This is a genomic window from Ruegeria sp. AU67, from assembly GCF_900312795.1.
Lineage (GTDB): Bacteria > Pseudomonadota > Alphaproteobacteria > Rhodobacterales > Rhodobacteraceae > Ruegeria > Ruegeria atlantica.
Genome location: NZ_OMPH01000031.1, coordinates 24,094 through 36,911, shown reverse-complemented (window position 1 = coordinate 36,911; position 12,818 = coordinate 24,094). Strand labels below are relative to the sequence as shown.

Genomic DNA, 12,818 nt, shown 5'->3' with positions numbered 1-12,818 from the left:
TGGCCTAAGCTGCACCAACATGTGGCATGCGCGGTCCGACACGGACTGCAGGGACGAAGCCCGAAAGGTAGAACATGGCGACGAATTCAGGCGGTGACGGCAAAAACACGCTCTACTGCAGCTTCTGCGGCAAGAGCCAGCATGAGGTGCGCAAGTTGATTGCCGGCCCGACCGTTTTCATCTGCGATGAATGCGTCGAACTGTGTATGGACATCATCCGCGAAGAGACGAAGGCCAGCGGCCTGAAGTCCAGCGATGGCGTTCCGACGCCCAAAGACATTTGTGAGGTGCTGGACGATTACGTTATCGGTCAGGCCACCGCCAAGCGGGTTCTGTCGGTTGCTGTGCACAACCACTACAAGCGTCTGAACCACGCCCAAAAGGCCGGCAGCGATATTGAGCTGGCCAAGTCGAACATTCTGCTGATCGGCCCAACCGGCTGCGGTAAGACGCTGCTGGCGCAGACGCTGGCGCGTATTCTGGACGTGCCGTTCACCATGGCAGACGCAACTACACTGACCGAAGCCGGGTATGTGGGTGAGGATGTTGAAAACATCATTCTCAAGCTGCTGCAGTCCAGCGAATACAATGTTGAACGCGCGCAGCGCGGCATCGTCTATATCGACGAGGTCGATAAAATCACGCGCAAATCCGAAAACCCATCCATCACGCGCGATGTATCGGGTGAAGGTGTGCAGCAGGCGCTGCTTAAGCTGATGGAAGGCACCGTGGCCAGTGTGCCGCCGCAGGGCGGGCGCAAGCATCCGCAGCAGGAATTCCTGCAAGTGGACACCACGAACATTCTGTTCATCTGCGGTGGTGCTTTTGCAGGTCTGGATAAGATCATCGCGCAACGCGGCAAAGGCTCGGCCATGGGCTTTGGTGCGGATGTGCGAGACAATGATGAACGCGGCGTAGGTGAGATTTTCAAGGATCTCGAGCCCGAGGATCTGCTGCGGTTTGGCCTGATTCCGGAATTCGTTGGACGTCTGCCGGTTTTGGCGACGCTGGAAGATCTGGACGAAGATGCACTGGTGACCATCCTGACCAAACCCAAGAATGCTCTGGTCAAGCAGTATCAGCGTCTGTTCGAACTGGAAGACGCCGAGCTGGCTTTTACTGATGATGCGCTCAAGTCGATCGCCAAGAAGGCCATTGAACGCAAAACCGGCGCACGCGGGTTGCGCTCGATTTTGGAAGATATCCTTCTGGACACCATGTTCGAACTTCCGGGCATGAAGAACGTAACCGAAGTGGTGGTGAACGAAGAGGCGGTGTCGTCTGACAAGCAGCCCCTGATCATTTACGCGGATGCCGCGGAATCAGCTTCGGCAGGGTAAGGCACAAAAAGAATTACCAAGACGGCGCGGCATTGACCGCGCCGTTTTCTATTGGAGGGAAGCATGAAAATCAGACGCATTTCATCTGGCGGCGAATTCGAAGCCAAAGTTGGCTATTGTCGCGCCGTGGTTGCAAATGGCTTCGTCTTCGTGGCCGGAACCTGCGCCCAGGGTGATAACGTGCCCGATGATATCGTATCACAGTGCAAATCGTCCCTGGAGGCTATTGAAAAAGCGTTGGCCGAGGCAGGAGCCGGTTTTGCAGACGTGGTTCGGGTGAACTACTATTTGCCGGACATGAATGAGTTCGAACTTTGCTGGCCGTTGTTGGTGGACGCATTTGGTGACAACCCGCCTGCAGCGACAGTTGTCGAATGCAATCTCATAACGCCAAAAGACCGTATCGAGATTGAAGTGACCGCGGTTCTGCCGAAATAAAGTCTGCGGTCCTTGTGACACTGGACCTTGGGACGCCTTTAGTCCATATCTGCGGGTACAGAAATGCCGGAGGCAACTGATGGGAATCCTGAACAGTCTTTTGCGGGCCGTGACCTGGTGGAACGGATCCACATTGAACACGCAGATTTACACATCGCGTAAGGGTATCAAGGTCGGTGAAGACGACGAAGGCAACGTGTTTTACCACAATGCTGACGACAGCAGACGCTGGGTGATTTTCAATGGTGAGGCCGAGGCAAGCCGGGTTGATCCGGATTGGCATGGCTGGCTGCACCGCACCTGGGATGAGCCGCCGACGGACAAACCGCTGAAACACAAATCCTGGGAAAAACCGCATCAGGAAAACCTGACAGGCTCTGCTTTGGCTTATGCGCCAGCAGGTTCTTTGCGCCGCCCGGACCCGGTCGAGCGTAAGGACTATGAGGCCTGGAGCCCGGAATAAAACGAGGCGAGCAATGTCGAGCTATAATGCAACCGAAGTTCTGGTCGGTGGAGCCGTTCTGGCCTGTGCCATCGCCTTTGGCGTTTACGCCAGTCAGTCCACGGGGCTGTCCCAAAGCAGTGGCGGATACGAACTGGGGGCTTCTTTTCGGTCCTTGGAAGGGGTGGGCGTCGGCACTGACGTGCGCCTTGCAGGTGTCAAGATTGGCACTGTAACCGGTGTTGACCTGAATCCCGAAACCTATCGCGCCGACACCACCTTTTCGATCTCTGACGGAATTCTGGTGCCGGACGACAGCGCGATTGTCATCTCATCCGAAGGGCTGCTGGGCGGCAACTTTGTCGAGGTTATGCCGGGTGGTTCGCCGTTCTACTTTGAAGCGGGCGATCAGGTCGAAGATACGCAAGGTGCCGTCAGTCTGATTTCCCTGCTGGTCAAGTTTGTCGCCGGGAACGGAAGCGAATGAAGCGATTTGCCCTGATTGCAGCGTTGCTGGTCGCGACGGGGGCCACGGCCCAGCAAAAAGCCCAATCCGGTCCTGGCGCAATGCTGCGTGGTCTGGACAAGGTCAGCGGTCAGACCGTCGATGTCGAAATGCGGAATGGTCAGACACTGCCGGTTTTTGGGTTGGATGTGGCCTTGGGCGATTGTCGCTATCCAGCGGACAACCCGACCGGTGATGCGTTTGCCTATCTGACGATCTGGGAAAAAGGCAGGACAGATCAACTGTTTGACGGCTGGATGATTGCCACGTCGCCAGCATTGAACGCGCTGGACCATGCGCGTTATGACGTCTGGGTGATGCGCTGTATCACTGCATCGGGCGACTGAGGCACTGCTGCCACGAAATCTGCACTGGCATTGATCGCCTCTTCAAGCGTGTTCCGATATTGCGTGCGCGGAATCTCGATCGCTCCCAGAGACGCCAGATGAGCGGTCAGAAACTGGGTGTCAAACAAGCGAAACCCGGTTTGGCGCAAGCGATCCACGAGATAGGCCAGCGCTATTTTCGAGGCATCCTTTCGGCGGGAAAACATGCTTTCGCCGAAAAACGCCGCACCCAGTGTAACGCCATAAACGCCGCCGACCAGTGCGTCCTCATCCCAGACCTCCAGCGAATGGGCTCGGCCCGCGAGGTGGAGTTGTTGATAAAGGTGGCGCAATTCTGCATTGATCCAGGTGTCTGCCCGATCAGCGCAGCCATCGACCACTCCGGCAAAATCGCGGTTGATGCTGATGGAAAAGCCGGACTTTCGAATGCGGCGTGCGAGGCTGCGCGAGATATGAAAGCCATCTAACGGAAAAACGCCACGAAACTTGGGATCGACCCAGAACAGTTCCGGGTCATCGCGGTGTTCGGCCATCGGGAAAATTCCAATGGAATAGCCGTGTAGCAAAAGTTCAGGGGTCAGGCTCATGCGCGATACCCGGGGACCAGAGCGCAAGCGCCCTGTGGTCCTGTGGTTTTATTGGGCCATATTCGCCGCAAGCCAGTGTTCCAGCCAGTGAATGTTGTAATCACCGTTGTGGATTTCCGGCTCTTGCAGCAACGCATGGAACAGCGGCACGGTTGTATCGATACCGTCCACGATCAGTTCGCCCAATGCGCGATCTAGTCGTGCCAACGCCTCGGCCCGGTCGCGGCCATGTACGATCAACTTGGCAATCAGCGAGTCGTAATATGGTGGAATCGAATACCCATCATACAGCGCCGAATCCATCCGCACACCCAGACCGCCGGGGGCATGAAAGGCCGAGATCCTACCCGGGCAGGGTGAGAAGTTCGGCAGCTTTTCTGCATTGATCCGGACCTCGATGGCGTGGCCGTTGATCACAAGATCGTCCTGACCAAACGACATCGGTTCGCCAGCTGCGACGAGAATTTGTTCGCGCACCAGATCGACGCCAAAGATGCCTTCGGTCACCGGGTGTTCTACCTGCAGGCGGGTGTTCATCTCGATGAAGTAGAACTCGCCGTTCTCATACAAGAACTCGATGGTTCCGGCGCCAATATAGTTGATCTTGGCCACGGCGTCCGCGCAGACTTTACCGATCTTGGCGCGCTCTTCCGGGCTGATGCTGGGGCCGGGTGCCTCTTCAAACACCTTCTGGTGGCGGCGCTGCAGCGAGCAGTCGCGTTCGCCCAGATGCACAGCCTTGCCCTTGCCGTCTCCAAAGACCTGGATCTCGATATGGCGGGGCGTGGTCAAGTATTTCTCGATATAGACCTCGTCATTGCCAAAGGCGGCTTTGCCCTCGGCACGTGCGGTCATAAATGCGCTTTCCATCTCATCCGCGTTCATCGCGACTTTCATACCGCGACCGCCGCCGCCAGCGGTGGCTTTGATGATGACGGGATAACCAAATTCCTCGCCGATTTTCTTAGCGGTTTCCAGATCTGGCACGCCGCCGTCCGAACCCGGAACGCAAGGCACACCCAGCGCTTTCATCGTGTCCTTGGCGGTGATCTTGTCGCCCATGACGCGGATGTGCTCGGCGGTGGGGCCGATAAAGGTGATGTCGTGATCTTCGACGATCTGCACGAATTCGGCATTCTCGGACAGGAAACCATAGCCGGGGTGGATCGCCTGCGCGCCAGTGATTTCACAGGCCGAGATGATCGCGGGCACCGACAAGTAGCTTTGCGGGCTGGGCGGAGGGCCGATGCAGACGGATTCGTCCGCCATGCGCACATGCATCGCGTCGCTATCGGCGGTGGAGTGGACGGCGACCGTCTTAATCCCCATCTCGCGGGCAGCGCGGATGACCCGCAGGGCGATCTCGCCTCGGTTGGCAATCAGGATCTTGTCGAACATGGGACCGCCTTACTCAACGATGACCAGAGGGGTGCCGAATTCCACCGCATCACCGTCACCGACCAGAATGCGTTTGATGGTTCCGGATTTGGGCGCGTGAATGTGGTTCATGGTTTTCATCGCTTCGACGATCAGCAGAGTATCGCCTTCGGACACCGATGCGCCGACACTGATGAAGGAAGGTGCGCCCGGTTCGGGCTGCATATAAACGGTCCCTACCATGGGCGAGGTGACAGCGCCCGGGTGGCTGGCCGGATCTTCCTGTGCCGCGGGGGCTTCGACAGATGCAGCGGCTGCTGCTACGGGTGCTGGTGCCGCTGCCGGTACGGCCATCTGAACAGGGGCGGGCGCGACCTGCGACATACGGCTGACGCGGACATTCAAACTGTCGTCATCACCATATTCGCGCATGACTTCCAGTTCGGTCAGGTCATTTTCGCGCAGCAGTTCGGCCAGTGCCTTGATGAATGCCACGTCCGCTTCGTGTTTGGTATCTGTCATGAGTGTCCTCGACGGTTCCCCTTTGGCCCGTCTGTTCTCGCGGGCTTTGGTCTGATTACGCAGCGTTATAAGCTATGCGGACGGTCATGAAAAGCGCAGTCTCGGCATGTCAGATGGGGGTTTTGCCCAATATTTCGAGGGGAAACGGATTAAAGTGGCATGCCAGAGAGTTTTGCCACAAGTTCCGGTAGTTTGCGCGCGCCGAACTTCTCTAGCAAACGGGCGCGGTAAGCCTCGATTGTGCGATAGCTCAGCCCCAACTCGACGCCGATTTCCTTGGCGGACAGACCACGGCAGGACATGATTGCAACTTCGCGTTCGCGGGTTGTCAGTTCGACCAGCGGGCGGTCTTCGGAGATATCAGAAAAGCTCCAGATGCCATGGCGAAACGGGTCGTCCGGCGTCAGGGATCGTCCGCGTGCACGGCACCAAAATAGGTCACCGTCGCGACGGCGCATAACCCGTTCGTCGGTATAATATCCTGTGTCCTGCATCGCTTTCAGGCCGCGCAGTCCGATCCTCTCCCAGTCCGCGACCGACGGGTAGAGGTGCAGCAGAGGCATATTACGATACTCTGCCTCCTCGCCGCCAAAGGTGCGGGCAAATTGCAGATTGCAACGTCGGATGATGCGGTTTTCCAACTCGACCAATCCGATGGGGGCATATTCGAAAGCTGGATCGCTCATCCGGCTATCGTGCAAGGAATTCGGGGAAATTAGAAGAGGGTGGATGCAGATTTGGCAGATTGGGCACCGATTGCTGGGGTGGAATGTAAGGGCCATCCGCAATCGCAGTTGTGAATGCTGTAAATGGGCTATGAAAATCGGCCTTTAAGCTTTAGAAATTTAATGGGAGTTTTGAAAAGAATGGATCGAATTGGGTGATGTAACATGCGCGACACGCTGACGGGTAGCCGCATTCGCGAGCGACGCCAAATCTCAGGTCTGCGGCAGGCCGAGCTTGCGCGTCAAGTTGGGATCTCGGCGTCTTACTTGAATTTGATCGAACACAATCGCCGCCGGATCGGGGGCAAGCTGCTGGTGGATATCGCCAACGCGCTGTCTGTTGAGCCTTCGCTGCTCACCCAAGGGATTGAGGCTACGCTGATTTCGGCGCTGCGCGAGGCTGCTGCAGATGCGGTTGGACAGCAGGCCGAAGTGGACGCGCTTGAAGAGTTCGCAGGCCGGTTTCCCGGGTGGGCCGGAGTTCTGGCGCAGATGCATCGCCGGGTCGTCTCGCTTGAGCGCACGGTTGAAACCCTGTCCGATCGGCTGACGCATGATCCACATCTTGCCGCGTCGATGCACGAGGTGCTGTCCACGGCCGCTGCCATTCGTTCAACGGCAGGGATTCTGGCCGACACGCAGGAAATCGAACCCGAGTGGCGCGATCGGTTCCACCGCAACCTGCACCAGGATGCTGAACGGCTGGCCGACAGTTCCAAGTCTCTGGTGGCATATTTGGATGATTCTGACGCGGCCGACGACCGTCGCGGTGTGCCCTCGGAGGATGCTGAGGCTTTTTTTCAAGCCAACAGCCACCATTTCCCGCAAATCGAAGCAGGCGGAAGCGGCGCGGACATTGACCTGAGCGCGATTGAATCGGCGGCAGCGCGGACTGTGACCAAGGGATATCTGGAGACCTACGCCGCAGATGTCAGAGCCATGCCCCTGGACGACGTGCAGAAGGCTCTGACCGAGGCCGAGCCTGATCCGCTGGCTCTGGCGGCACGGTTTTCAGTAGATATCCCGACAGTCCTGCGGCGGCTGGCTACATTGCCCGAAGGATATCTGGGGCGGCCCACCGGGCTGGTGGTCTGTGACGCGTCCGGCAGTATCCTGTTCAGTAAATCCGTGCCGGGTTTCGCCATGCCACGCTTTGGCGAAGCCTGTCCGTTCTGGCCCATCTTTCAGGCGCTGAACAGACCATTGGTTCCGATCCGCAAACGTGTTGTGCAATTGGGGCGAACGGCGGCCGAGTTCGACTGCTATGCCTACGCGTGGCCGCAGGCGGTTTCAGGATATGACGATGCGCCGGCCTATCATTCAGTCATGCTTGTCCGAGCGGTGGAAGAGGGGGCTCCGAGCGCGCAATCCGTGACCCGGGTCGGCCCAAGCTGCCGGGTTTGCCCGAATGACGCCTGTGCATCGCGCCGCGAGCCGTCGATTTTGAGCGAAGGTTTTTGACAGTTTCCTGACAGAAGGCTTAAGCTGACGCCGACAGGTTCACGGACAGAACCTGTCATGGGGAGGAATGGAACATATGAGCCGTAAGGTTCTGTTAATTGAGGATGAGCCCAACATCGCTGAGGCCATTCGATTTTTGCTGACCCGCGAGGGATGGCAGGTTGAAACGCACGCAGAAGGGTCGGATGCGATAGAAGTCATTCAGGGCGCAAACCCTGATCTGGTCATTCTGGACGTTATGCTGCCCGGCAAAAGCGGGATGGAGATTTTGCGCAACCTGCGCGAGCTTGAGGGCATGCAGCATTTGCCCGTTTTGATGCTGACCGCGCGCGGGCAATCGCGCGACCGGGAAATGGCTGAAAATGCCGGGGTCAGCCGCTTTATGACCAAACCGTTTTCCAACGCCGAAGTGCTGACAGCGGTGCGAGACCTGCACGCGCAGGCAACACGGTCATGAACTCGGGCGAAGATCGTAAATCCCAAGGGGTCCGGCCTTCGCTATTTCTCGAGCGTCAGAGTTATCGCCGCCGCAGGTTGATGGATGCCGCGCGTCTTTTGCCCATTCTGGGGGCGGCTCTTGTTGCCATTCCGCTGCTCTGGCCCAGCAAGGGCGCATCGGAAGATGGTGTGCCGCTATCTTCGGCAATTCTGTATATCTTCACGTGCTGGGCTTTGCTGATCCTAATCAGTCTGATCTTTGGATTTGCAGCTAGACGAATGGTTGTAAGTGATGATGCCGAGGCAGAGTCGGATTGATGGCCACACTAAACGTTCTGATCCTGGTTTGCCTCGGCTATGTCGTTCTGTTGTTCGGGGTGGCTTTTGCCGCTGACCGGATGGCGGCCGCTGGCCGAGGGGCGTGGTTGCGGTCTCCGCTAGTCTATACCTTGTCGCTGTCGATCTATTGCACGGCCTGGACCTTTTATGGCGCGGTCGGAAATGCTGCGCGGTCCGGGTTGGAGTTTGTCACGATCTACATTGGGCCGACGCTGGTGATGCTCAGCTGGTGGTGGGGGTTGCGCAAGCTCGTGCGGGTCGGACGCACTCAGCGGGTAACATCCATCGCAGACCTGATTTCGTCGCGATACGGTAAATCCAACACGCTGGCTATTTGCGTGACCATTCTGGCCGTTTTGGGTGGAACGCCTTACATCGCGTTGCAGCTGCAATCCATTACACTGTCTTTTTCCATATTTGCCGAGGCTGATCCCTCGGGCCTCTACCGAGAAGGTTCCAGTGTGTTTTGGGTAGCTGCGGGCCTGGCGGTGTTTGCAATCCTGTTCGGCACCCGAAATCTGGACGCGAATGAGCGTCATCACGGCGTGGTCACCGCCATTGCGTTGGAATCGGTCGTCAAACTGTTCGCTTTGCTTGCGGTTGGTGTCTTCGTTGTTTGGGGCGTTGCGGGTGGGATTGGCCCGATGATGGATCGCATCGACGCCTCGGAGATCGGGCAATGGAATGTGGATGCCGGGCGCTGGACGACCTTCATTTTCCTCTCGGCCGCCGCTTTCATCTGCTTGCCACGGATGTTTCAGGTGATGGTGGTAGAGAACGCGGACGAGGGGCACCTAAGAACCGCTGCCTGGGCTTTCCCGTTATATCTGCTGTTGATGAGCCTATTTGTCGTGCCCATCGCCGTCGTGGGTCTGGATTTGATGCCCGAAGGCTCGAACCCCGACCTGTTCGTGCTGACAGTGCCCTTGTCGCAGGGCAACGACTGGCTGGCGATGCTGTCGTTTATTGGCGGCTTTTCCTCGGCCACGTCCATGGTCATCGTGACGGCAATGGCGCTGTCGACCATGGTGTCGAACCATCTGGTCATGCCGATCTGGCTGAGCACGCAAGGGGGCGCGGGTTCGGTCTCAGGCGACGTGCGTAACGTGGTGCTGATGGCGCGGCGCGTGTCCATCGCGGTCATCATGGCGCTGGGTTACTATTACTACCGCTTGTCGGGCGGTGGGGCTGCACTGGCGTCGATCGGGCTGGTGGCCTTCGCGGGCATTTCCCAGATCCTGCCAGCGCTGGTTGGAGGGTTGTTCTGGCGCGGGGCCACGCGAACCGGGGCGTTGGTTGGTCTGACGGTTGGGTTCGTGTTGTGGATTTATACTTTGTTATTGCCGGGGATGGGGGGGGCAATAATGCCCGACTCGGTGTTGCAGAACGGCCCCTTCGGATGGGGCTGGCTGCGTCCACGGGCCCTGTTCGGGATCGAAGGAATGGACCCCATGGTCCACTCGGTCATGTGGTCTTTGGCATTGAATACGGTAGCGTTCTGCGCTGCGTCCTTGCTGAGTTTCCCAAGCCCGTTGGAGCGTCTGCAGGGCGCGCAGTTCGTCAATGTTTTTGACCACTCGGTCTCACCGGCTGGCTGGACTGGCTCGGTGGCGCAAAGCGAAGACCTGATGATCATGACACAGCGCATTTTGGGCTCTGGCCCGGCGCAGGAGTTCTTTCAGCACGAGGCCGAAGCACAGGGTGGACGGACAAGCCTGCCGGAACCCACGCCGGGATTTTTGGAAAGACTGGAACGTGAACTGAGCGGCTCGGTCGGCGCGGCCACCGCCCATGCGATGATCGGGCAGATTGTCGGTGGATCGTCCGTTTCGGTTGAGGACTTGCTTGCGGTGGCTGACGAGTCGGCGGAACTGTTGGAGTATTCCAGCCAGCTTGAGGCCAAATCCGCCGAGCTCAGCCGAACCGCGCGCCAACTGCGTGAGGCGAATACCAAGCTGACGCAGATCTCCGAACAAAAAGACGGTTTCCTCAGTCAGGTCAGCCATGAACTTCGGACGCCGATGACCTCAATCCGGGCCTTTTCCGAGATCATGCGCGATACGGATGGTCTGAGTGCCGAAGAGCAAACGCGCTATGCCGCGATCATCCATGATGAGGCCTTGCGGCTGACGCGCCTGCTGGACGATTTGCTGGACCTGAGCGTTCTGGAAAGCGGTCGTGTGAGCCTGAATATGGGTGGGGATACCCTTGGTTCGATCCTGGATCGGGCGGTCTCAAGCGCATTGGCGGGGTCGCATCCAAAACTAAGGATTCGCCGCGCGCGACCGTCCGAGCGTATTCCGCTGAACACTGATCTTGATCGGTTGGGGCAGGTTTTTATCAATCTGATTTCGAACGCGCAGAAATACTGCGACGCGGATGAACCCGTTCTGACCATTTCGGCCCATGATGTCGGGGGCCAGCTCGTCATTGATTTCACCGATAACGGCAGTGGCATCCCACCCGAAGCGCAGTCGATGGTGTTCGAAAAGTTTGCCCGTGTCGGTGGGGACAAGGCGGGTGGCGCTGGGCTGGGGCTGGCGATCTGTCGCGAGATCATGCAGCGTCTGGGCGGCGAGATCAGTTATCTTCCCGGCCAGGGCGGTGCGGCCTTTCGCGTCCGCCTTCCGCTGGCGCACCGGCAAGCTGCGCAATGATACGAGCATAAAGACATTGGTAACCCGCCTCGGGTTAGACCGGATACCAGGTTCAGAAACTCAAATCGGTATCGGGCATGACGCAGTCTGTCAGCACAGCTTTGGCGCGCAAACTTTCAGCAGGACAAGAGGAGCAAGGTGAAAAGCCGCGTTCCATTCTTCGTGCCCTGCGATTGGCCTTTGCGCGAACGGCAGGGGATCGGTTCCAGCTGCCGTTATCGGTGATCGGGGCAAAGCAGTCTCTCAAAGCTCAGGACACGCTGGCCGAGGTGGTTGACGCGGACTGGATGCTGCTGCGCCTGGGCAACGCGGACGGGATGTCCGCTGCGATTTGCGCGGATATGGGGGTCGTGTCAGCGATCGTGCAAGTGCAGACAATTGGTGAAGTTATGCCGAACCCGCCAACCGCACGAGAATACACAGATACGGATGCAGCAATGGTGGCTCTGCTGGTCGAAGACGCTTTGACCAGGGCCGTCGCGCTGGTCGATACAGCCGCCGATCAATCCAGTCTTACCGGTTATGAATTCCGGGCGCGGATGGCGGATCTGCGTTCATTGTCGCTGGCTATGGTCGAAGACGCATATCGCGTGTTTGACCTGACGGTAGAACTTGGCGGTGGGCTGCGACAGGGCCAGATCACAGTTCTGTTGCCCGATACACCGTCAGAGCAGGGGGCCGATGATGAAATTCAAGTTGCTGCCGGCCCGAAGCTTGAGCAAGCGTCGGGGGTTGTCCGGGCCGAATTGAATACGGTGATCGGCAGGATGTCAGTGCCATTGGCAACCCTGTCCGGGCTGTCAGTTGGGGACGTTCTACCGTTGACCGGATCACGGCTAGATCGTGCGGAAATCCTGACAATTGGTCGAACGCGGGCTGCAATTGGACGTTTGGGACAATGCGGAGGGATGCGCGCAGTACGGTTGAACGAATGTGCTTCGGCTGCGGCGTTGGAGCAAGCTGAAATGCCCGAGTTTCTGGAAGCGCAAAGCAACGCGCCAGGGCCGGAGGCTCTGAAGGATCCGATGCCAATCGATCCCACACATGAGATCGTGCCTATAGATGCTGTGGCATTGAACGAATTGGAGGGCGATCTAGGCTTTGGCAGCCCGGATCAGATGGCGGCCGAAATTTCGCAACTGGCAGGTCTGACGGGATTGGACGACATTGCTGACCCAACCTAACCTAATTGCCAAAGGTCCTTAGCCGTCAGAACCGCGCATATGCTCAAGCGCGGGGCGCAGGTTGTCCAGCATATAACCGGCTTTGGTTGTGGCCTCGAGGATCTCATCCGCGCTCATGTGGTCGCACTGACCCAAAGCCCAAACCACCGAGCAGCGGGTACCCGATGCGCAATAGGCCAAAACGGGGCCAGAGCAGCTTTCAGCCAATTCTCGTTGCAGGGCAACATTGCCGGGCGTCATGGTCTGGTGGGTCAGTTCCAGAACCTCATATTCCATCCCGGCTGCCCGGACGGCCTGTCCGATTGCATCTGACTGCATGGTTGGTGGAACTTCCGTATTGGGACGGTTGCAGATGACCTTAACGAAACCTGCTGCGGCGATGGCTGGGACGTCCTCGACCGTGATTTGGGGCGAGACGGCATAGCGGGGGGTTATTGGTCGAATCTCCATGGCAAT

At 58.1% G+C, this 12,818-nt stretch carries 15 protein-coding genes; 10 read left to right on the top strand and 5 right to left on the bottom strand.

All coding sequences use genetic code 11. The annotated features are described in order from the left end of the window. Nucleotides 1-74: 74 nt before the first annotated feature. From clpX to DK510_RS18680, 5 genes are all read left to right on the top strand, one after another. Nucleotides 75-1,340, top strand: coding sequence for an ATP-dependent Clp protease ATP-binding subunit ClpX (gene clpX / locus DK510_RS18700; RefSeq protein ID WP_058272201.1), 1,266 nt, complete (start codon nucleotides 75-77; stop codon nucleotides 1,338-1,340). Between the two features lie 63 nt (nucleotides 1,341-1,403). Then, nucleotides 1,404-1,778: a RidA family protein gene (locus DK510_RS18695; RefSeq protein WP_109313385.1), complete on the top strand. Its 375-nt coding sequence runs from the start codon at nucleotides 1,404-1,406 to the stop codon at nucleotides 1,776-1,778. A 79-nt stretch (nucleotides 1,779-1,857) separates the two neighbouring features. After that, entirely contained in the window at nucleotides 1,858-2,241 is a 384-nt protein-coding gene (locus tag DK510_RS18690; protein WP_058272199.1) for an NADH:ubiquinone oxidoreductase subunit NDUFA12, read from the top strand. 13 nt (nucleotides 2,242-2,254) lie between these two features. Continuing rightward, nucleotides 2,255-2,707 (top strand): outer membrane lipid asymmetry maintenance protein MlaD, encoded by a 453-nt coding sequence (mlaD, locus tag DK510_RS18685; RefSeq protein WP_109313384.1) that lies wholly within the window; start codon nucleotides 2,255-2,257, stop codon nucleotides 2,705-2,707. After that, complete coding sequence (locus tag DK510_RS18680) at nucleotides 2,704-3,072, top strand: DUF2155 domain-containing protein (protein WP_108861789.1); 369 nt, start codon at nucleotides 2,704-2,706, stop codon at nucleotides 3,070-3,072. The genes mlaD and DK510_RS18680 overlap by 4 nt, the downstream gene beginning before the upstream one ends. Here DK510_RS18680 and aat read toward each other — a convergent pair. The 4 genes from aat to DK510_RS18660 all read right to left on the bottom strand — a co-directional run bounded on the left by aat (nucleotide 3,027) and on the right by DK510_RS18660 (nucleotide 6,244). Then, nucleotides 3,027-3,659 (bottom strand): leucyl/phenylalanyl-tRNA--protein transferase, encoded by a 633-nt coding sequence (aat, locus tag DK510_RS18675; RefSeq protein WP_058277012.1) that lies wholly within the window; start codon nucleotides 3,657-3,659, stop codon nucleotides 3,027-3,029. The genes DK510_RS18680 and aat overlap by 46 nt on opposite strands. Before the next feature lie 48 nt (nucleotides 3,660-3,707). Then, complete coding sequence (gene accC / locus DK510_RS18670) at nucleotides 3,708-5,057, bottom strand: acetyl-CoA carboxylase biotin carboxylase subunit (RefSeq protein ID WP_109313383.1); 1,350 nt, start codon at nucleotides 5,055-5,057, stop codon at nucleotides 3,708-3,710. Between the two features lie 9 nt (nucleotides 5,058-5,066). Then, nucleotides 5,067-5,558 (bottom strand): acetyl-CoA carboxylase biotin carboxyl carrier protein, encoded by a 492-nt coding sequence (accB, locus tag DK510_RS18665; RefSeq protein ID WP_109313382.1) that lies wholly within the window; start codon nucleotides 5,556-5,558, stop codon nucleotides 5,067-5,069. A gap of 149 nt (nucleotides 5,559-5,707) precedes the next feature. Beyond that, nucleotides 5,708-6,244 carry a LuxR C-terminal-related transcriptional regulator gene (locus tag DK510_RS18660; protein WP_109313381.1) on the bottom strand — a complete coding sequence of 179 codons (537 nt, stop codon included), beginning with the start codon at nucleotides 6,242-6,244 and terminating at the stop codon, nucleotides 5,708-5,710. 204 nt (nucleotides 6,245-6,448) lie between these two features. Here DK510_RS18660 and DK510_RS18655 point away from each other — a divergent pair, with 204 nt between their 5' ends. The 5 genes from DK510_RS18655 to DK510_RS18635 all read left to right on the top strand — a co-directional run bounded on the left by DK510_RS18655 (nucleotide 6,449) and on the right by DK510_RS18635 (nucleotide 12,362). Next, the gene (locus tag DK510_RS18655; RefSeq protein ID WP_109313380.1) at nucleotides 6,449-7,744 is read left to right on the top strand and encodes a helix-turn-helix domain-containing protein; all 1,296 of its coding nucleotides are present in this window, start codon (nucleotides 6,449-6,451) and stop codon (nucleotides 7,742-7,744) included. Between the two features lie 76 nt (nucleotides 7,745-7,820). Then, entirely contained in the window at nucleotides 7,821-8,201 is a 381-nt protein-coding gene (locus tag DK510_RS18650; RefSeq protein ID WP_058272302.1) for a response regulator transcription factor, read from the top strand. Then, nucleotides 8,198-8,500 carry a hypothetical protein gene (locus DK510_RS18645; RefSeq protein ID WP_109313379.1) on the top strand — a complete coding sequence of 101 codons (303 nt, stop codon included), beginning with the start codon at nucleotides 8,198-8,200 and terminating at the stop codon, nucleotides 8,498-8,500. Before DK510_RS18650 ends, DK510_RS18645 begins: the two co-directional genes overlap by 4 nt. After that, on the top strand, nucleotides 8,500-11,178 hold the full coding sequence (locus tag DK510_RS18640; RefSeq protein ID WP_109313378.1) for a sensor histidine kinase: 2,679 nt from the start codon (nucleotides 8,500-8,502) through the stop codon (nucleotides 11,176-11,178). The genes DK510_RS18645 and DK510_RS18640 overlap by 1 nt, the downstream gene beginning before the upstream one ends. A 77-nt stretch (nucleotides 11,179-11,255) precedes the next feature. Next, on the top strand, nucleotides 11,256-12,362 hold the full coding sequence (locus DK510_RS18635) for a FliM/FliN family flagellar motor C-terminal domain-containing protein (RefSeq protein ID WP_109313377.1): 1,107 nt from the start codon (nucleotides 11,256-11,258) through the stop codon (nucleotides 12,360-12,362). Between the two features lie 18 nt (nucleotides 12,363-12,380). Here the strand turns inward: DK510_RS18635 and DK510_RS18630 are convergent, their stop codons facing one another. After that, nucleotides 12,381-12,812 (bottom strand): TIGR01244 family sulfur transferase, encoded by a 432-nt coding sequence (locus DK510_RS18630; protein ID WP_108861797.1) that lies wholly within the window; start codon nucleotides 12,810-12,812, stop codon nucleotides 12,381-12,383. Between the last annotated feature and the right edge of the window lie 6 nt (nucleotides 12,813-12,818).

Excerpts from the sequence above, each read along its gene's own strand:
- clpX (WP_058272201.1), top strand. The coding sequence starts at position 75 with ATGGCGACGAATTCAGGCGGTGACGGCAAAAACACGCTCTACTGCAGC.
- mlaD (WP_109313384.1), top strand. The coding sequence starts at position 2,255 with ATGTCGAGCTATAATGCAACCGAAGTTCTGGTCGGTGGAGCCGTTCTG.
- DK510_RS18660 (WP_109313381.1), bottom strand. The coding sequence starts at position 6,244 with ATGAGCGATCCAGCTTTCGAATATGCCCCCATCGGATTGGTCGAGTTG.
- DK510_RS18630 (WP_108861797.1), bottom strand. The coding sequence starts at position 12,812 with ATGGAGATTCGACCAATAACCCCCCGCTATGCCGTCTCGCCCCAAATC.
- DK510_RS18645 (WP_109313379.1), top strand. The coding sequence starts at position 8,198 with ATGAACTCGGGCGAAGATCGTAAATCCCAAGGGGTCCGGCCTTCGCTA.
- DK510_RS18680 (WP_108861789.1), top strand. The coding sequence starts at position 2,704 with ATGAAGCGATTTGCCCTGATTGCAGCGTTGCTGGTCGCGACGGGGGCC.
- aat (WP_058277012.1), bottom strand. The coding sequence starts at position 3,659 with ATGAGCCTGACCCCTGAACTTTTGCTACACGGCTATTCCATTGGAATT.
- DK510_RS18640 (WP_109313378.1), top strand. The coding sequence starts at position 8,500 with ATGGCCACACTAAACGTTCTGATCCTGGTTTGCCTCGGCTATGTCGTT.
- DK510_RS18635 (WP_109313377.1), top strand. The coding sequence starts at position 11,256 with ATGACGCAGTCTGTCAGCACAGCTTTGGCGCGCAAACTTTCAGCAGGA.
- DK510_RS18650 (WP_058272302.1), top strand. The coding sequence starts at position 7,821 with ATGAGCCGTAAGGTTCTGTTAATTGAGGATGAGCCCAACATCGCTGAG.
- accB (WP_109313382.1), bottom strand. The coding sequence starts at position 5,558 with ATGACAGATACCAAACACGAAGCGGACGTGGCATTCATCAAGGCACTG.
- DK510_RS18655 (WP_109313380.1), top strand. The coding sequence starts at position 6,449 with ATGCGCGACACGCTGACGGGTAGCCGCATTCGCGAGCGACGCCAAATC.
- DK510_RS18690 (WP_058272199.1), top strand. The coding sequence starts at position 1,858 with ATGGGAATCCTGAACAGTCTTTTGCGGGCCGTGACCTGGTGGAACGGA.
- accC (WP_109313383.1), bottom strand. The coding sequence starts at position 5,057 with ATGTTCGACAAGATCCTGATTGCCAACCGAGGCGAGATCGCCCTGCGG.
- DK510_RS18695 (WP_109313385.1), top strand. The coding sequence starts at position 1,404 with ATGAAAATCAGACGCATTTCATCTGGCGGCGAATTCGAAGCCAAAGTT.